Origin of the sequence: Streptomyces sp. CB02959 (genome assembly GCF_002803155.1) — a bacterium.
Lineage (GTDB): Bacteria > Actinomycetota > Actinomycetes > Streptomycetales > Streptomycetaceae > Streptomyces.
Window position 1 is genome coordinate 115,340 of the sequence record NZ_NNBP01000022.1, and the last position, 18,424, is coordinate 133,763.

The 18,424-nt window shown below is 71.4% G+C and carries 15 protein-coding genes and 2 pseudogenes; 7 read left to right on the forward strand and 10 right to left on the reverse strand.

Annotated features, from left to right (window positions below; translation table 11 throughout):
- Both CG747_RS31135 and CG747_RS31140 read left to right on the forward strand, forming a co-directional pair.
- Entirely contained in the window at window positions 1-822 is an 822-nt protein-coding gene (locus tag CG747_RS31135) for an SDR family NAD(P)-dependent oxidoreductase (protein WP_100605194.1), read from the forward strand.
- 125 nt (window positions 823-947) lie between these two features.
- Window positions 948-2,963, forward strand: a complete 2,016-nt coding sequence (locus tag CG747_RS31140; RefSeq protein ID WP_100605195.1) for a beta-galactosidase — start codon at window positions 948-950, stop codon at window positions 2,961-2,963.
- A 27-nt stretch (window positions 2,964-2,990) separates the two neighbouring features.
- Here CG747_RS31140 and CG747_RS31145 read toward each other — a convergent pair whose 3' ends face one another.
- From CG747_RS31145 to galT, 4 genes are all read right to left on the reverse strand, one after another.
- A complete protein-coding gene (locus CG747_RS31145; RefSeq protein ID WP_219621542.1) occupies window positions 2,991-3,773 on the reverse strand; it encodes a response regulator transcription factor in 783 nt (260 codons plus the stop codon).
- Between the two features lie 242 nt (window positions 3,774-4,015).
- Complete coding sequence (galK, locus tag CG747_RS31150) at window positions 4,016-5,191, reverse strand: galactokinase (RefSeq protein ID WP_100605197.1); 1,176 nt, start codon at window positions 5,189-5,191, stop codon at window positions 4,016-4,018.
- A gap of 50 nt (window positions 5,192-5,241) precedes the next feature.
- Window positions 5,242-6,228, reverse strand: coding sequence for a UDP-glucose 4-epimerase GalE (galE, locus tag CG747_RS31155; RefSeq protein WP_100605198.1), 987 nt, complete (start codon window positions 6,226-6,228; stop codon window positions 5,242-5,244).
- Window positions 6,225-7,271: a galactose-1-phosphate uridylyltransferase gene (gene galT / locus CG747_RS31160; RefSeq protein ID WP_100605199.1), complete on the reverse strand. Its 1,047-nt coding sequence runs from the start codon at window positions 7,269-7,271 to the stop codon at window positions 6,225-6,227. Before galT ends, galE begins: the two co-directional genes overlap by 4 nt.
- Before the next feature lie 285 nt (window positions 7,272-7,556).
- On the opposite strand from galT, the gene CG747_RS31165 reads away from it, so the two are divergent.
- Window positions 7,557-9,224 carry a sodium:solute symporter family protein gene (locus CG747_RS31165; RefSeq protein WP_100605200.1) on the forward strand — a complete coding sequence of 556 codons (1,668 nt, stop codon included), beginning with the start codon at window positions 7,557-7,559 and terminating at the stop codon, window positions 9,222-9,224.
- Between the two features lie 14 nt (window positions 9,225-9,238).
- Entirely contained in the window at window positions 9,239-9,577 is a 339-nt protein-coding gene (locus CG747_RS31170; protein WP_100605201.1) for a hypothetical protein, read from the forward strand.
- On the opposite strand, the gene CG747_RS31175 is transcribed toward CG747_RS31170, so the two are convergent.
- On the reverse strand, window positions 9,547-10,242 hold the full coding sequence (locus CG747_RS31175; RefSeq protein WP_100605202.1) for a LuxR C-terminal-related transcriptional regulator: 696 nt from the start codon (window positions 10,240-10,242) through the stop codon (window positions 9,547-9,549). The two genes, CG747_RS31170 and CG747_RS31175, sit on opposite strands and share 31 nt — an antisense overlap.
- 171 nt (window positions 10,243-10,413) lie before the next feature.
- Window positions 10,414-12,216: an ABC-F family ATP-binding cassette domain-containing protein gene (locus tag CG747_RS31180; RefSeq protein WP_100605203.1), complete on the reverse strand. Its 1,803-nt coding sequence runs from the start codon at window positions 12,214-12,216 to the stop codon at window positions 10,414-10,416.
- Between the two features lie 190 nt (window positions 12,217-12,406).
- On the opposite strand from CG747_RS31180, the pseudogene CG747_RS31185 reads away from it, so the two are divergent.
- Window positions 12,407-12,693, forward strand: a pseudogene (locus CG747_RS31185) (Uma2 family endonuclease); the annotation flags it as partial.
- A gap of 19 nt (window positions 12,694-12,712) precedes the next feature.
- Here the strand turns inward: CG747_RS31185 and CG747_RS31190 are convergent.
- A complete protein-coding gene (locus CG747_RS31190; protein WP_100605204.1) occupies window positions 12,713-12,919 on the reverse strand; it encodes a DUF397 domain-containing protein in 207 nt (68 codons plus the stop codon).
- A pseudogene (locus tag CG747_RS31195) lies at window positions 12,895-13,509 on the reverse strand (helix-turn-helix domain-containing protein). The gene CG747_RS31190 and the pseudogene CG747_RS31195 overlap by 25 nt, the downstream one beginning before the upstream one ends.
- A 398-nt stretch (window positions 13,510-13,907) precedes the next feature.
- On the opposite strand from CG747_RS31195, the gene CG747_RS31200 reads away from it, so the two are divergent.
- Complete coding sequence (locus CG747_RS31200) at window positions 13,908-14,807, forward strand: DNA-binding protein (protein ID WP_100605205.1); 900 nt, start codon at window positions 13,908-13,910, stop codon at window positions 14,805-14,807.
- Window positions 14,808-14,852: 45 nt separating this feature from the next.
- Complete coding sequence (locus tag CG747_RS31205) at window positions 14,853-15,443, forward strand: Uma2 family endonuclease (RefSeq protein WP_100605206.1); 591 nt, start codon at window positions 14,853-14,855, stop codon at window positions 15,441-15,443.
- An 18-nt stretch (window positions 15,444-15,461) separates the two neighbouring features.
- Here CG747_RS31205 and CG747_RS31210 read toward each other — a convergent pair whose 3' ends face one another.
- Window positions 15,462-16,853, reverse strand: coding sequence for a hypothetical protein (locus CG747_RS31210; RefSeq protein WP_257980862.1), 1,392 nt, complete (start codon window positions 16,851-16,853; stop codon window positions 15,462-15,464).
- An 86-nt stretch (window positions 16,854-16,939) separates the two neighbouring features.
- A complete protein-coding gene (locus tag CG747_RS31215) occupies window positions 16,940-18,334 on the reverse strand; it encodes a hypothetical protein (RefSeq protein WP_257980863.1) in 1,395 nt (464 codons plus the stop codon).
- Window positions 18,335-18,424 lie beyond the last annotated feature (90 nt).

Consider the following 18,424-nt stretch of genomic DNA (forward strand, 5'->3'; position numbering starts at 1 on the left):
ATGAGCCAGCAGGAGACCGGAGGGACGGGCTCCGTGCCCGTAGGGCCGTACGGCAGCAGTGGCAGGCGCGGACGGCGGTTCTCGGGGCGGACGGTGCTGGTGACCGGGGCCGCCGGGGGCATCGGCGCGGCGACCGCGGACCGGTTGGCGGCCGAAGGGGCCGCGGTACTGCTGCTGGACGTCGACGACGCCCGCGGGGAGCGCACCGCGCGGCGGATCCGGGCGGCCGGCGGGCGGGCCTCGTACGAGCACTGCGACGTGGCCGGCGAGGACGACTGGCAGCGGGCCGTCGCGGCGGCGCACACCCGGTACGGGCCGGTGGACGGGCTGGTCAGCAATGCGTACCTGCCGCATGTGGCACCGGCCGACCAGACCTCGCCGGTGGAGTGGAACCGGCAGCTGGCGGTGAATCTGACCGGGGCGTTCCTGGGCGTGCGGGCGGTCCTCGCGGACCTGCGGGCGCGGGGCGGCGCGGTGGTGCTGACCTCGTCGGTGCATGCGCTGGTGGGGCTGCCGGGGCGGCCGGCGTACGCGGCGTCCAAGGCGGGACTGACCGGGCTGGGGCGGCAGTTGGCGGTGGAGTACGGGCCCGAGGTGCGGGTGAACTGCGTGCTGCCGGGGCCGGTGCTGACCGGGGCGTGGGACGGCATCGGCGAGGAGCAGCGGCGGGCGAGCGCGGCGGAGACCGCGGCGCGGCGGCTGGGCCGGCCCGAGGAGGTGGCGGCCGCCATCGCGTTCCTGCTGTCCGCCGAGGCGTCGTTCGTGACGGGGGCCGGCCTGGTGGTGGACGGCGGGTGGAGCGTGTACAAGAACTCCTCGTGAGGCACACCTCTGGTGGGGCGGCGCTCCGGCAGCGGTCGTGACGGGGGCGGCGCCCGTGCTGTGGCGCCGTGTGCCGCACCTGGCCGCGCGGCGCCTTTCCTCCCGTATGCGAGCCAGGGGGTCCGATGGGCATCCGATTCGGCGGCGACTACAACCCCGAGCAGTGGCCGGAGGAGGTGTGGGCCGAGGACCTGGAGTTGATGAAGGCGGCGCACGTCTCCATGGTCACCGCCGGGATCTTCTCCTGGGCGAAGGTCGAACCCCGGCCGGGGGAATGGGACTTCGGGTGGTTCGACCGGGTGATGGACGGCCTGGCCGGGGCCGGGATCGAGGTGTGCCTGGCGACGATGACGGCGTCGCCGCCGCCGTGGCTGAGCCGCGCGCACCCGGAGATCCTGCCGGAGGACCCGGACGGGCGGCGCCGCTGGCCGGGCGCGCGGCAGCACTTCTGCCCGTCCAGCCCGGTGTTCCGGGCGCATGCGGTACGGCTGGTGGAGCAGGTGGCGACCCGGTACGCGGACCATCCGGCGCTGGCGATGTGGCATGTGGGCAACGAGTTCGGATGCCACACCCGGCAGTGCTTCTGCGACGTGTCGGCCGAGCACTTCCGGCGCTGGCTGCGGGAGCGGTACGGCAGCGTGGCGGCGCTCAACGACGCCTGGTCGACGTCGTTCTGGTCGCAGGCGTACGGGGACTTCGCGGAGGTGCTGCCGCCGCGGACCGCGCCGACGTTCGCCAATCCGGCGCAGCAGCTGGACTATCTGCGGTTCGGTGACGCGGCGCTGCGGGAGTGCTATCTGGCGGAGCGGGCGGTGCTGGCGCGGCTGGCGCCCGGGGTGCCGGTGACGACGAACCTGATGCCGCAGCACAAGCCGGTGGACGCGTTCGGCTGGGCGCCGTCGATGGACGTGATGGCGCTGGACTTCTACCAGGACCCGCAGGTGCCGGACGACCACGTCCGGGCGGGCTACGTCTTCGACCTGATGCGGTCGGCGCGCGACGGGCAGCCGTGGCTGCTGCTGGAGCAGGCCCCGGGCGCGGTCAACTGGCGGCCGCGCAACGGGCCCAAGCCGCCCGGGGCGATGCGGCTGTGGAGCTGGCAGGCGGTGGCGCAGGGCGCGGACGCGGTGCTGTTCTTCCAGTGGCGGCAGTCGCTGGGCGGGGCGGAGAAGTTCCACTCGGCGATGGTGCCGCACGGCGGGACGGACACCCGGATCTTCCGTGAGGTGTGCGCGCTGGGGCGGGAGTTGGCGGCGGTGCCGGGGATCGAGGGGGCCCGGTCGCGGGCTTCGGTGGCGCTGCTGGCCGATTGGCAGAGCTGGTGGGCCCTGGAGCTGGATTCCCGGCCGTCCACGGCGCTGGACCACGGGCGGATCGCGTTGGCGCACTACCGGCCGCTGTTCGAGGCGGGGGTGGCGTGCGACGTGGTGCCGCCGGGGCGGGAGCTGTCGGGGTACCGGATGGTGGTGGTGCCGAACCTGTACCTGCTGACGGAGCGGGACGCGGCCCGGCTGGCCGCGTACGTACGGGACGGCGGGCGGCTGGTGGTGTCGTTCTTCTCGGGGATCGTCGACGCGTGCGACCGGGTGCATCCGGGGGGCTATCCGGGCCCGCTGCGGGAACTGCTGGGGCTGCGGGTGGCGGAGTTCTGGCCGTTGGCCGAGGGGCGGTCGGTGGCGGTCGGCGACGGGCCGTACGCGGGGCGGGCGGACCTGTGGGCGGAGGAGATCGTGGTGCGGGGCGCGGAGGTGGTGGCGCGGTTCCTGGACGGTGAGCTGGCCGGGGAGCCGGCGGTGACCCGGCACGACTACGGGCGGGGCACGGCGTGGTACGTCGGTACGCGACCGGAACCGGCGCTGCTGCGGGCCCTGTTGGACGACGTGCGGGCGGCGGCGGGCGTGGCGCCGGTGGTGCCGGGGCTGCCGGCGGGGGTGCAGGCGGCGGTGCGGGAGGGCCCCGGCGGCCGGTACCTGTTCCTGCTCAACCACGGGGGCCGGGCGGCGGAGGTGGCGTTGCCGGAGCCGATGCGGGACGCGCTGGCGCCCCGGGCGGCGGCGGTGACGCGGGTGGGGCTGGCCGCCCGGGGCGTGGCGGTGCTGACCGGTCCGGGACGGGAGGGCGGTGGGGGCGCCGCGGGGTGAGCCGTCCTGGGCGGGCCGGGCCGCGGGTCAGGGCACGGTGAGCGGTCCGGCGGTGGCCGGTTCGAGCTCGGCGGGGCCGACGCCGGCCCGGCGGGCCAGGGCGACGGCGGCGAGGGTGGAGTGCACGCCCAGTTTGCCGAGCACGTTCTGCATGTGGGTGCGGACGGTGTGCGGGGAGAGGAAGAGCCGCTCGGCGACGGCCTTGCGGCCCAGGCCGGCGACCATGCAGCGCAGCACCTCGCGTTCCCGCGGGGTCAGGGACTCGACCAGGCGTTCGCTCTCGGAGCGGTGCTTGCGGGCCGCGGTCAGCTCCCGCAGGACGCCGGTGAGCAGGGCCGGCGGCAGGTGCGTCTCGTCGCGCAGGACGCCGCGGATGACGGCCAGCAGACGGGAGAGGGAGGAGTCCTTGGCGACCCAGCCGGAGGCCCCTGCCTGGAGGGCGGCGGCGGCCCGGCGCGGGTCGTCGCGGTCGGCGAGGACCACGGTCCGCAGGTACGGGTGGCTGGTGCGCAGGCCGGAGACGAGCGCGATGCCGTCCAGCGGGCAGCCGCGGGGCGGGCCTTCGCGGGGTGCGCCGTCGCGGGCGGGCCCTTGGGGCGGCACGGCGAGGAGCGGTGCGGCCAGGTCGGCGTCGGCCAGCAGGACGTCGAAGCGGCGGCCGTCGGCGGCGGCCCGGTCGAGTGTCCGCAGGGCCGCCGGGGCACTGCCCGCCGCGGCGACGTCCACGTCCACCTCCGCGGCCAGTGCGGCCGCCAGGGATTCGGCGAAGATGCGGTGGTCGTCAACCACCAGAACCCGGATTCGTTGCACAGAGACCCCCTGTCTCGGTGAACGGACCATAGCGGGCACGGCGCCCGGATTGAAGATCGCCTCGGCCGCGCGGCGGCCGCCGCGGGCCGGTGGCCACCCGCCCCGGGCGCGGTACCCGAACGGTCTCGCCCCCCTGATCGGCGCCGGCCCCCACCGGCGCTGGTGACAGCGTACGGACGGGGTACGCCAGGGGAAGCCGATTGACGAAAGTGGCCGGGGAACGGGGTGGGCCGCGGCCCGGCCTAGGGCTCCAGGCGGTGGGCGCCGGGTCCGGGGACGGCCGGGAAGATCCGCGGTGCGGTGTGTCCGGCGGTGGCGAACGCGGTGTGCAGGGCGCGGGTGACGGCGGGTGCGGCGTCCGCTTCGACGAGGACGAGTGCCGAGCCGCCGAAGCCGCCGCCGGTCATGCGGGCGCCCAGGGCGCCGGCGGCGTTGGCCGTGTCGACGGCGAGGTCGAGTTCCGGGCAGGAGATCTTGAAGTCGTCGCGGAGCGAGGCGTGTCCGGCGGTGAGCAGGGGGCCGATGGCGCGGGGACGGCCGGCGTCGAGGTGCGCGACGGTCTGTTCGACGCGGTGGTTCTCGGTGACGATGTGGCGGACGAGGGCGCGCACGACCGGGTCGTCGGCCAGTGCGTCCAGGGCTTCGGGCAGATGCTCGTACGGAATGTCACGCAGCGCGTGCACGCCGAGCGCCCGCGCGCCCCGTTCGCATCCGGCGCGTCGCTCCGCATACGCGCCGTCGCCGAGTTGGTGGCGGACGCGGGTGTCGACGACGAGGAGGTGGAGCCCCTCCGCGGCCAGCTCGAACGGGACGTGGCGGCGGGTGAGGTCGCGGGTGTCGAGGAAGAGGGCGTGACCGGCGGTGCAGCAGGCGGCCGCGGTCTGGTCCATGATCCCGCAGGGCACGCCGACGTAGGCGTTCTCGGCGCGCTGGGCGAGGCGGGCCAGCTCCTCGCGGGGCAGGCCGAGGCCGTGGAGGTCGTCGAGGGCGAGGGCGGTGGCGACTTCCAGGGCGGCCGAGGAGGAGAGGCCGGCGCCGAGCGGGACGGTGCTGGTGTAGTGCAGGTCGGCGCCGCCGATCGGCAGGCCGGCTTCGCGCATCGCCCAGACCACGCCGGCGGGGTAGGCGGCCCAGTCGCCCCCGGTGGCCGGGGGGCGGAGGTCGTCGGTGCGGAGGGTGACGATGCCGCCGGGGGCGCCGGCGGAGTGCAGCCGCAGCACCCCGTCGGTGCGGGGTGCGGCGGCGGCGATGGTGGTGTGCGGGAGGGCCAGGGGCATCACGAAGCCGTCGTTGTAGTCGGTGTGTTCACCGATGAGGTTGACCCGGCCGGGGGCCGCCCAGGTGCCGGCGGGCTCCGCCCCGTACACCTGGTGGAAGGCCGCCGCGGTGCGGGCCGCGCCGTGCTCCGTGTCTGTCACGTGGACTCCTTCGTGCTGTCCCGGCCGGGGCGCCGCCCCGAGGCCCGGTCTCAGTCGCCGGTCGGGCCGGGGTTCTCGGGGCTGGTGGTGGCCCGGGCGAACGTCCAGGCGTCGGCGACGATGCCTGCCAGGTCGGTGCGGGTGGGGCGCCAGCCGAGCCGGTCGGTGGCGGTGCGGGCGGAGGCGACGAGGACGGCGGGGTCGCCGTCCCGGCGCGGGGCGGTCACCTCGGGGATGGGGTGGCCGGTGACCTTGCGGACGGTCTCGATGACCTCGCGGACGGAGAAGCCGTTGCCGTTGCCGAGGTTGCAGATGAGGTGTTCGCCGGGGCGGGCGGCGGCCACGGCCAGCAGGTGGGCCTCGGCCAGGTCCGCGACGTGGATGTAGTCGCGGACGCAGGTGCCGTCGGGGGTCGGGTAGTCGTCGCCGTAGACGGAGATGGCGTCGCGGCGGCCCTGGGCGACCTGGAGGACGAGCGGGATCAGGTGCGACTCGGGGTCGTGGCGTTCGCCGTGACGGCCGTACGCGCCGGCGACGTTGAAGTAGCGCAGCGACACCGCGGCCAGGCCGTGCGCGGCCGCCTCGCCGGTGATCATGTGGTCGACGGCGAGTTTGGTCGCGCCGTAGGGGGAGGTGGGGGCGGTCGGATCGGTCTCGGTGATGGGGGTGTTGACCGGTTCGCCGTAGGTGGCCGCGGTGGACGAGAAGACGAGGGTGCGCACACCCGCCGTGCGCATCGCGGCGAGCAGTTCCATGGTGCCGCCGACGTTGTTGGTCCAGTACTTCTCCGGCTGCCGGACGGACTCGCCGACCTGCGAGAACGCGGCGAAGTGCAGGACCGCGTCGTACGTGGCATCCAGCCACCGGTGCGCGTCGCGGATGTCGCCCTCGATGAACGTCGCCCCGGCGGGCACGGCCGCGCGGAAGCCGGTGGAGAGGTTGTCGAGGACCGTGACGGTGTGGCCGGCCTCCAGCAGGTGCTGGGCCACCACGCTGCCCACGTAGCCCGCCCCGCCGGTCACCAGGTAATTGCTCATGGCTTGCTCGCTACCTCTCGCAGTCGCTCGGCCGCAGCCTCCGGCGGCACGTCGTTGATGAACACGTTCATGCCGGACTCGGAACCCGCGAGGAACTTCAGCTTGCCGGGAGTCCTGCGGACGGTGAAGAGCTCAAGGTGGAGCGCGAACTCGGAGCGGTCCGCGACGTGTACGGGTGCCTGGTGCCAGGCGGAGATGTACGGCGTCGGGGGCGCTTCCGGGCCGAAGAGCCGGTCGAACCGCCGCAAGACTTCCAGGTAGATCTGTGGGAATTCTGTGCGGGCCGGCTCGTCGAGGGCGAGCAGATCGGGGACCCGGCGCTTGGGGTAGAGGTGCACCTCGTAGGGCCAGTGGGCGGCGTAGGGGACGAAGGCGACCCAGTGGGTGCCGTCGAGGACGACGCGGCTGCCGTCGGCGCGTTCGCGGGCGACGACGTCGTCGAAGAGGTTGCGGCCGGTGGTCTCGCGGTGGGCGGCGAGGGAGGCCAGCATCCGTTCGGTGCGGGGGGTGACGAAGGGGTAGCCGTAGATCTGGCCGTGCGGGTGGCCGAGGGTGACGCCGATCTCGGCGCCGCGGTTCTCGAAGCAGAAGACCTGCGCCACGCCGGGGAGTTGGGCCAGCGCCGCGGTGCGGTCGGTCCAGGCGTCGAGGACCAGGGCGGCCTGCTCCTCGGTGAGGTCGGCGAACGAGGCGTCGTGGTCGGGGGTGAAGCAGACCACCTCGCAGCGGCCGTGGTCGCCGGCCAGGGACGGGAAGCGGTTCTCGAAGACGACGACGTCGTAGGCGTCGGCGGGGATCTCGGTGTGCCGGCCGGCGGTGGAGGGGCACAGCGGGCAGGCGTCGACCGCGGGGTGGTAGGGGCGGCCCTGGCGGTGCGAGGCGACGGCGACGGCGTCGCCGAGGAGCGGGTCGGTGCGGATCTCGGAGGTGGTGGCGACCGGGTCCAGGGGGCGGGGGTCGACGGCGGTGCGGTCGGTGGCGTCGGACGCGTCGTAGTAGATCAGCTCCCGGCCGTCCGCGAGCCGGGTCGTCGTCTTCTTCACCGGAAGCTCCTCACCGTGGCGGGCACACCACCCAAACACAAACACACACAATGAAGCACAATCGAACAAAGACGTCAACGCGCAGCCCGGTCGGCCCACTTGCGCACCGATACCGCCCATATCGGACAAATCTCCGCACGAACCACGACCATCACCCATGATCCAACAACTGAAACGCACAAAACTATTCAGTTTTCGGTCGAGCGTGCGTACGTTTTTGTGCGTTCACTTCGCAGACACCGCCGTGCTCCCCGAAAAGGCAGTACTCCCCCGGAAAGAGGGCCCATGATCACTCTGGCCGACGGGCTACGACTCCCGACCAACGGGCTCGACTACACGATCCTGGCCATCTACTTCGTCGTCGTCCTCGGCATCGGCTTCGCCGCCCGGCGCAGCGTGAAGACCAGCCTGGACTTCTTCCTCTCCGGACGGTCGCTGCCCGCCTGGGTCACCGGCCTCGCCTTCGTCGCCGCCAACCTCGGCGCCACCGAGATCCTCGGGATGGCGGCGACCGGCGCGCAGTACGGCGTCGCGGTCGTCCACTGGTACTGGATCGGCGCCATCCCCGCCATGGTCTTCCTCGGCCTGGTCATGATGCCCTTCTACTACCGCTCGAAGGTCCGCTCCGTACCGGAGTTCCTACTCCAGCGCTTCGACAGGTCGGCGCACCTGCTCAGCTCGATACTCTTCGCCTTCGCCGCCGTCCTGATCGCGGGCGTGAACCTCTACGCCCTGTCGATCGTCGTCGAGGCGCTGCTCGGCTGGCCGCAGTGGGTGGCCATCGTCGTCGCCGGGCTCTTCGTCCTCGCGTACATCACCATCGGCGGCCTCTCCTCGGCGATCTACAACGAGGTACTCCAGTTCTTCGTGATCCTCGCCGCGCTCATCCCGCTGGTCATCCTCGGCCTCAAGCGGGTCGGCGGCTGGAGCGGCCTGACCCACTCGCTCACCTCGTCGCACGGCGACAACTTCCTGACGGCCTGGGGCGGCACCGGCATCGGCCAGGCCAACCCGCTGGGCGCCAACTGGCTGACGATCATCCTCGGCCTGGGCTTCGTGCTCTCCTTCGGCTACTGGACCACCAACTTCGCCGAGGTGCAGCGCGCACTGTCCGCGAAGAACCTCTCCGCCGCCCAGCGCACCCCCCTCATCGCCGCCTTCCCGAAGATGTTCATCGTCTTCCTGGTGATGATCCCGGGCCTGGTCGCCGCCGTCCTCGTACCGAAGATCGGCGCCCCCGGCGGCCTCCAGTACAACGACGCGATCCCCTACCTCATGCAGGAGCTGCTGCCCAACGGCGTGCTGGGCATCGCCGTCACCGGCCTGCTCGCCGCCTTCATGGCCGGCATGGCGGCCAACGTCTCGTCCTTCAACACCGTCTTCACGTACGACATCTGGGCCAAGTACGTGAAGACGGACCGGCCCGACGGCTACTACCTGCGCTTCGGCCGGCTGATCACCGCGATCGGCGTACTGGCCTCGATCGGCACCGCGTTCATCGCCTCGTCGTTCTCCAACATCATGGGCTACCTCCAGACCCTGTTCTCCTTCTTCAACGTGCCGATGTTCGTGGTCTTCATCATCGGCATGTTCTGGAAGCGGGCGTCGATGAAGTCCGGCGTCTGGGGCCTGCTCGCGGGCACCACCGCCGCGATGGTCAACTACTTCTGGATCTACAAGCAGGGCATCATCTCCATCCCCACCGACCAGGGCGCCAACTTCGTCTCCGCGATCGTCGGCTTCGTCGCGGGCGCGGTGGTCATGGTCGTCGTCACCCTCTTCACCGAGCCCAAGCCGCAGGCCGAACTCGCCGGGCTGGTCTACGGAACGACCGCGCCCGGGCTGGAGGAGCCGCCCGCCGAGGGCGACGGCGCCTGGTACCGCAAGCCCGCGCTGCTCGGCTGGGGCGCCATCGCCCTCGCCACGCTGTGCTACCTGCCCTACTCGCTCTGACCGGAGACCCCGTCATGTCTGAACTGCAGAACGAAGTCGGCGAGTTGGAGCGCAAGTCGGCCACCGCCGCCCGGCTCTTCGACATCCGCCGGATCATCGGCGGCCTGTTCGTCGTCTACGGCGTGATCGTCACCATCGCCGGGCTCACCGCCTCCGACGCCGACCTGAAGAAGGCCCAGGACATCAACATCAACCTGTGGACGGGCCTGGGCATGCTCGCGCTCGGCGTGTTCTTCCTGGTCTGGCTGAAGCTGCGGCCCACCGTCCCGCCGTCCGCGGCGGAACTCCAGGAAGGCCAGGAAGGCCAGGAGCCCCGGCAGGCTCAGGAGGGGCGCGGCGGCGGCACGGACTGACCCCGCTGGACCCGCTCCAGCAGCCCGGTGCGGGCGGCCAGCGCGGCCGCCTCCAACCGGGAGCCCACCTCCAGCTTCATCAGGACCCGCTGGACGTGGGTGCGGGCGGTGCTCGGCGCGATGTCCATGCCCGCCGCGATCACCCGGGTGTCCTCGCCCTCCGCGACCCGGATCAGCACCTCGACCTCGCGCGGGGTGAGCAGTTGGAGCAGCCGCACCCCCTCGTCGTCGGGCTGGGCGGCGGGGTGCAGCAGCTCCTGGAACGCCTGTTGGAGCAGTTGCGGGGCGACCGCCGCCTCGCCCGCCCGGGCCTTGAGCATGGCCCGCTCGACGCCCTCGATGCGCTCGTCGTTGCGGACGTAGCCGGAGGCGCCGGCGGCGAACGCGGCGGCGATCCCGCGCGGACTGGGCACCGGCCCGAGCACCACCACCGCGACCTGCGGCCGCTCCTTCTTGATCCGGACGACCGGGTCGAACGCCCCCGGCTCGGCGGGCCCCGCGGTGCCCAGCAGGCACACCTCCGGCGCCCGGCTCACCACCAGGTCCGCGGCCCCGGCACTGGGCGCGGCGGCCGCCAGGACCCGGTGTCCGCGCAGCTTCAGGGCCGAGGCGAGCGCCTCGGCGAGCAGGCGGTGGTCGTCGACCACCATGAGCCGCACGCCCATCGAGCGGACCCCCTCAACTCCCCGACCCGGCTGTGTGTTCCGGGAAGCTACACGCTCGGCTGCCGATGCGCTCCCCCTAGTAGGGAGAAGACCACCGGATCGCGGGAATCCAGACCAATCGGGGCCGATAGCCGCCCTTGCGGGGGACGCCCCGACGGCCGTCCGGCGGGCTTACGCGTCCTCGGCCAGCTCCAGCCAGCGCATCTCCAACTCCTCGCGCTGCGCGCCCAGTTCCCGGAGCTCCGCGTCCAGCCCGGCGATCTTCTCGAAGTCGGTGGCGTGCTCGGCCATCTGCGCGTGCAGCTTCGCCTCCTTCTCCCCGATCTTGTCCAGCTGCCGCTCGATCCGCTGGAGCTCCTTCTGCGCCGCGCGGTTGACGGCGGCCGGCTTCTTCGGAGCCTCGGCGGCCGCCTGGACGGGCGCCGGGGTCGCCGCCTCGATCACCTTCTGGCGGCGCTCCAGGTACTCGTCCAGCCCGCGCGGCAGCATCCGCAGCGCGGCGTCACCCAGCAGCGCGAACACCCGGTCCGTCGTCCGCTCCACGAAGTACCGGTCGTGGCTGATGACGATCATCGAGCCGGGCCAGCCGTCGAGCAGGTCCTCCAGCTGCGTCAGCGTCTCGATGTCGAGGTCGTTGGTCGGCTCGTCCAGGAACAGCACGTTCGGCTCGTCCATCAGCAGCCGCAGGATCTGCAGCCGCCGCCGCTCACCACCGGACAGGTCCCCGACCGGCGTCCACTGCTTCTCCTTGGTGAAGCCGAACTTCTCGCACAGCTGCCCCGCCGTCATCTCCCGGCCCTTGCCGAGATCGACCCGGTCGCGGACCTGCTGGACGGCCTCCAGCACCCGCAGCGCCGGATTGAGCTCGACGACCTCCTGCGAGAGGTACGCCAGCTTGACGGTCTTGCCGACCACGACCTTGCCGGCCGCCGGCTGCTGCTCGCCCCCACTGCGGGCGGCCGCCTCCAGCGTCCGCAGCAGCGAGGTCTTGCCCGCGCCGTTGACGCCGACCAGACCGATCCGGTCACCCGGCCCCAACTGCCACGTCAGGTGCTTGAGCAGCACCTTCGGCCCGGCCTGGACGGTCACGCCCTCCAGCTCGAAGACCGTCTTGCCCAGCCGCGAGCTGGCGAACTTCATCAGCTCGGCGGTGTCCCGCGGCGGCGGCACGTCCGCGATCAGCTCGTTGGCCGCCTCGATCCGGAACCGCGGCTTACTGGTCCGCGCCGGGGCGCCGCGCCGCAGCCAGGCCAGCTCCTTGCGCATCAGGTTCTGCCGCTTGGCCTCCTCGGAGGCGGCGATCCGCTCCCGCTCGGCCCGCGCGAAGACGTAGTCGGAGTAGCCGCCCTCGTACTCGTGGACGCTGCCGCGCTGAACGTCCCACATCCGCGTCGCCACCTGGTCCAGGAACCACCGGTCGTGGGTGACGACCACCAGCGCGGACCGCCGGGCGGCCAGATGCCGCGCCAGCCAGGAGATCCCCTCCACATCGAGGTGGTTGGTCGGCTCGTCGAGCACGATCAGGTCCTGCTCGGCGATCAGCAGCTTGGCCAGCGCGATCCGCCGCCGCTCACCACCCGACAGCGGCCCGATGACGGTGTCCAGCCCGGCGGTGAAGCCCGGCATGTGCAGATCCCCGAACAGCCCGGTCAGCACGTCCCGGATCTTGGCGTTCCCCGCCCACTCGTGATCGGCGAGATCACCGATCACCTCGTGCCGGATGGTGGCGGCCGGATCCAGCGAATCGTGCTGGGTCAGCACGCCCAACCGCAGGTCACCGGCGTGCGTGACCCGCCCGGTATCGGCGGTCTCCAGCTTGGCGAGGATCCGGATCAGCGTGGTCTTGCCGTCGCCGTTGCGGCCGACGACGCCGATCCGGTCGCCCTCGTTGACACCGAGGGAGACACCGTCGAGCAGCGCACGGGTCCCGTACACCTTGTCGACGGCTTCCAGATTGACGAGGTTGGCGGCCATCTCACTCCTGCTCTGTGCGTCCCCGGTCGGGGGCTCGATCGGCTTCCCAGGGTAGTCGCCGCGGGGCGGGTGCCTTCGGGGGAGGACGGGGGTGGCTGCCTGGGGGGCCACACGCAGGGGCGGTCACTCGTTGTGATGACCCACGGCGATACGGCCGCCCTGTGGACGAGCAGGCCGAAGAATCCCACCCATGGAACGACACTGGCCGAGGCCCCCGGCGGACGGGTACACGGTGGACGACCTGTCCACACTGCCGAATGCAAGATCAGTCGCGACATGACCGTCATCCTCGACAGGCGCAACGGCCCCGAACCCGATGTGAGCGTCATCCGGGCAGCAGCGGTCACCGGGCCGAACCAGATGAGCTTCCAGGGCAGAGACGTGCTCCTCGCCGTCGAGGTCGTCTCCCCGGACTCCGAATCCCGCGATCGCACGACCAAGCCGTGGAAGTACGCCGCCGCCGGGATCCCGAATTTCTGACCGCCATCGACGAGCTCTAGGCGTCGCCCTTGACGGCCGCGACGAACGACGCCCACCCGACGGCGGAGAAGACCAGCGCGGGCCCCTGCGGATCCTTGCTGTCCCGGACGGGGACGATGCCGGGGAGGCCGACGGCGACCTCGACGCAGTTGCCGCCGGAGCCATTGCTGTAGCTGCTCCTACGCCACGAAGCGTTACTCAAGTCGAGCGCTGTGCTTGCCATTTCGGAAGTCCCCTGCCGCTGTCTCGATCATGGAGAGAGACGCCGCGGGCGACAGTGCGGCGGCCCTCTCGGTGGTGAATCAGCGACTCGTCCAGAATCGCCCAGAACTTTGGCGGCGACTCCCCGTCGAAGATCGCCGCACGGGACATCCGAGCCGTTACTTTCTCCTAGACCTCGTCATCCGTCGCCCTGGGCAACGTCGCCCGCACGACCGCTCGCGTGTACGCCGGTGTCTGGAGCAGACCAGGGACGAGCATGGGCGCCCACTCTTCGATGCACTCCGCACGCTGCTCCATCTCCAGCACGTCCGCGAAGTACTCCGCGTGACCGGCCCGGCGGGCCTTGTGCACCGCCTCGCAGCGGCGCTCGAAGAAACCGTTCGTGTTCAGCCGCTTGTCGATGTGGACGGCCAGGTCCATCGGCATTCCACACTCGCCGCGCTCGATGCGGCTGAGCAGCGGGATGCCGCGAAAGCTGCCCTCCGCCAACTGTTCGAGCGTGAGCCCGGCCTGTTCCCGGAGATAGCGCATCTCGGCGCCGTAGAAGCACGGGACGCTGGCCAAGGGGTCTGCATCCTTGCGAGGGGACATAACTCACCACCGCTGCTTGCTGGTTGCCCGGTACAACCCGATTCCTCGGCACGCTACGCGCGTGCGGTGCTGCCGCGTGAACGATCCGCCACAATGCACACAGAAGGGGCACGCACCGGATCGTGCGTTTCCGCGACCCGGTGGGCCGGGTCGCGGCCCGGCGCGACGCAAAAGCATAAAGCCCGGGGAAATCCCCTTCCCCAACCCCACCGACCTCCCCACCATCCCGCCACTCACACGGGTGACATATGCCAACTCGGTTGGTATTGAGGCGGGTTGGGCGGCATATGCTCGCCGCGACCGGTGCACATCTGCACGACCGCACACATGCTTCGGCCCCCGGCCGGGACTGGCATCCCGAACGAGGGCCTGACCAACAAGGAAGCAACACCTTCCCGATGGCTCTTGAGAACCCTAGCGCGCCCTCGCGCCCCGCGTCCCGCGTTCCCGCACCGACTCCCTCGTCCGGTGTCATTCACGTGAACTCCCGCCACACCAGCCGCTACACGGTGGTCGGCAACCACCTCGCCCAGCACCGCGGGCTGACGCTCGTCGCGATCGGGCTCGCCCTGCACATCCAGTCGTTGCCGACCGGGGCGGGCATCGGCATCAAGTGCCTGACCGCCCGCTTCCCGGAGAGCGAGGCTCGTATCGCCTCCGCCCTGCGGGAGCTGGAGGCCGCCGGATATCTGAAGCGCACGCGGGAGCGGCTGCCGAGCGGCCGGGTGGTGACCCGCACGGTGTCGTACAACCAGCCGGGGGCGGCGCCCCAACGTCCCGTGAGCCGCCCCGTAGGCCGCCCTGTGAGCCGTCCCGCATCCCGCCCCGCCGATCGCGCCCCGCGGCCGACGCGGGAGCCGGCGCCGAAACAGTCACCGGAGCCAAGGCCGAAGCGGGAACGCCCGCCGCTGCCCGCGCCGCGCCGACCTGATCCAGTTGGTGCCCGCACGGCCCACCGCATCCTCGTGGAGCTGCGGCACGAGGATCCGCGTCTGCTGCTCTCCGAGACGGACGTGGCACGCCTCACCCCCGCCGTGGCCACCTGGCTCGAACGCGAGGCACCACCCGACGCCGTACGCCGCACCCTCGCGGCCAACCTGCCGTCCGGCCTCCGGCAACCGGCGGCCTTCCTCGCCCACCGCCTCACGGCGTCGCTCCCCCCGCCCCTCCCGGCCGCCGCCCCGGCCCCCGCACGCCCGGACCCCCTCCAGACCTGCGACGGCTGCGAACGCGCCTTCCGCGCGCCACATCCAGGATGGTGCCGCGACTGCCGCCCCGACCTCACGGAGGCCGCCTAGCATGAACGTGACGCCCCTGGGCACAGACGACGAGGAGCGCGCGCCATGACTTCCACCCCCGACAACGCGCAGCAGAGTGCCTCCCGCCTGTACCTGACCATGCGGGGCGTCGTTCAGTCGATGGACGACGTCATCCCGGGGAAATTCGAGATCACCAAGGACGGGATCGTTCACGACATGGTGTCGCCGGGAGGGCCCCACGAGGTCACGGCCGCACACGTCAGCCGCCGCCTGGAGAAGCTGATGCCGGACGAGTTGCTGGCTCACAACGGCACCCCCGACGTGGAAGACGAGCCCGAGGGCATCATGCGTCACCCCGACGTGATGGTGATCGCCTGGACCGATCTCAACGTCGAGGGCTCCATCGACCCCCGTGCGGTCGTCGCCGCCATCGAGATCGTTTCCTGCTCGAACCCGGACAACGACTGGGTTGGCAAGGTTCGCGACTACCCCCTGATCGGCATTCCGATCTACGCGATTTTCGACCCCCGCACCGGGACTGGCGCCGTCTTCACCGACATCCACTCCACCCCGGACGGCCCCCGCTACGCCACCCGCAAGGACTTCGTCTACGGGGAGGACGTCACCGTCGCCGAGTGGACGATCTCAACGGACGGCCTGCCGCGCTACGCGTGACGACACCCCACTCGCCCCTCAGTCCACGTACTCCACCGTGATCGGGGCGGTGTTGTTCGTCAGGTCCGGGTCCGGGTGCTCCGGATCGGGCTGCACGGAGACCGTGCCCCGGGCGCCCTCGACCCGTTTGTCGATGCGGAACCGCAGTGTGGGCGGGTCGAGCAGGGGTGCCGGGCACAGCACCTTCCGGCTCTTCTCGTCGACGTAATCGCAGTAGAGCTCTTCGTGCCCTTCGCCCGTGGGGTGCCACGCCAGGCTGACGCCTTCGGGCAGGGTCAGGAACACGCCGCCCTCGTAGTAGCCGTCCAGGTCCTTCACGCTGATGTCGTTCGTCTGGCCCACCTGGCCCTTGAGAGCGAACCCGTTGACCTGTAGGTCCCGGGTCCGGGTCGTGAGGAACTGCACAGCGCCTTGGGCCGACTCCGGACCGAACGTGGTGAACGGGCTGCCGTCGACCGGACGGAACCCGAGCGGCGCGCCGGTACCCCGCGGGGCCGAGTCGGGCAGCCGTGCACTGGACGGCGTGTTGGGGGCGGGATACACGGTGTAGGTGATCGCGCCCTGTCTCCCGGTCCCGTCGATCGCGGCCGTGAACGGCCGGTCGGTCTCGTACGCCGCCCCGGCGGGCAGCGGCCGGGGGAACGTACAGACCGCCGTCTTCGGTGCGTCCGCCGTGTCGTAGCGGCAGTTGCTGAACTCCCTGCGCAGCGTCGCCTGCCCCCTCACGTCCACCACGACGCTGAGGTCGTCGTCCAGACCTGATTTCCCGCTGTTGCCGAAGGCGGGGCGCACCTTCACCTCGGAGCCGGGCGCCACGTCGGTCACATCCTCACCTCGACGTACTGCCAACTCCGGTGCTCCGATGACCAGTTGAATCGTCCGGTGGATGGTGGGGGTGTTGTCGCCGGTCACGGTGATCTTCATGGGCCCGGCCGGGCCGTCCTCCGCGTTCCTTCTCACCCTCATGTCGAACAGCCAGACGTTCGCGGAGTCACCCGACTTGAGGTTCTTCGGGGTGCAGGTGACGAGACCACGGACGCCCTTGCACACCTGCTCCCGTTTCCTGGTGTCGAACGTCACCGACTTCGTGGCGGTCGTGTCGACGGTCACCTTGATGTTCCTGGTGCTCACCTGCCCCGTACCCGGGGAAACCCTGCTCGCCGCCAGGTTGACGTAGAACGGCTCGGAATAGTCGCCGGTCATCTCCTCCAGTTCCGACTCCGTGAAATGCCGGAGGTAGCTCGTGGTCAGCTCGTCCTGGAACGTCAGCTTCACCCGCTGGGGCGGTTCGTCCGCCCGCGGGGACGCCGCGCAGCCGGAGGTCGCCATCCCGCCGAGCACCACCAGCAGGGCCGCCGCCCCGGCCGTGGCCGCGCGTCGTCGCCGGATGCCCGCTCTCGAATCCGTCATGCAGCTCCAGACTCGAACGGCGGGTCGAACGGTTGCCGGCGGACGAGCACGGTACGGCCACGGATCGGACACGGCCCGACCGCCCCTCAGTCCACGTACTCCACCGTGATCGGGGCGGTGTTGTTCGTCAGGTCCGGGTCCGGGTGCTCCGGGTCGGGCTTCACGGAGATCGTTCCCTGCGCGCCCTCGACCCGCTTGTCGATGCGGACGCGCAGCACGGGGAGGGGGTTGTTGGGTGCCGGGCACAGCACCTTCCGGTTCTTCTCGTCGGTGTACTCGCAGAAGAGCATTTCGCTCGCCTCGCCCTCTTGGTGCGCGATCAGGCTGACGCCCTCGGGCAGGGTCACGTACGAGTCACCGTCGAAGTAGCCGCCCGCGTCCATCACGCCGATCTCCGTCGTCTGGCCCACCTTGCCCTTGATGGCGAACCCGTTGACCTGCCGGTCGTACATCCGGGTGGTGCGGAACTGCATGTCGCCGAAGGCCAGTTCCTTTGCGAACGTGCGGAAACCACTGCCGTCGGTCGGCCGGAAGCCGAGCGGTGCCCCGGTTCCCCGCGGGGCGGAGTCGGGTAGCAGGTCACGGGTCGGCGTGTTCGGGGCGGGGTACAGGGTGGCGGTGATCTTGCCCTGGCTGCCGGTCTTGTCGATGGCGGCCGTGAACGGCCGGTCGGTCTCGTACGCCGCGCCGGCCCGCAGCGGCCCAGGGATCGTGCACAGTGCCTTCTTGGGCGCGTCGGCCTTGTCGTAGCGGCAGTTGCTGTATTCCCTGCGCAGCGTCGCCTGGCCCTGCACCTTCACTGCGACGTTGAGGTCCCCGTCGACGTCGGTCTCCCCCTCGTTGCCGAAGGCGGGCCGCACCTCCAAATGGGAGCCGGGCTCGATGGGACCGGACGCCGGGTGCAGGTTCTCGCGTGCGGTCAAGCGGGGCGATCCGATGACCAGTTGGGTGGTGAAGTGAATGGTGGGGGCGTTGTCACTGGTCACCGTGACCTTCATGGACCCGGCCGGGCCCTTCGCCGCGTTCTGCCACTCCACCATGTTGAACAGCCAGAGGTTCGCGCTCTCGCCCGATGCCATGTCCTTCGGGGTGCAGGTGACGAGATCACCGGAGCGCTTGCATCCCTGCTCCTTCATCATGGTGTCGATCGTCACCGACTTCACGGCGGACAGGTCGACGGTCACCTTGATGTCCCGGACGCGCACCGAGCCCTTGCCCGGGGACGCCGCGCTCGCCGTCAGGTTGACGTAGAACGGGTCGAAGGCGCCGGCCCGCCGCTCCACTTCCGACGGTTCGTAGTGGCGCAGGTAGCTCGTGCCGACCGCGTCCCTGAACGCCAACTCGGCCCGTTGCGGGGCCTGCTCCCCGTCGGCACTCCCCGTGCCGCAGGACGTCACCACTCCGCCGAGCACGACCAGCAGGGCCGCCGCCCCGGCCGTGGCCGCGCGTCGTCGCCGGATGCCCGCTCTCGAATCCGTCATGCAGGTGCAGACTCGAACGGCGGGTCGAACGGTTGCCGGTGGGCGGACACGGTACGGCCACGGAAGGGACACGGAACGTAGCGGCGGTGT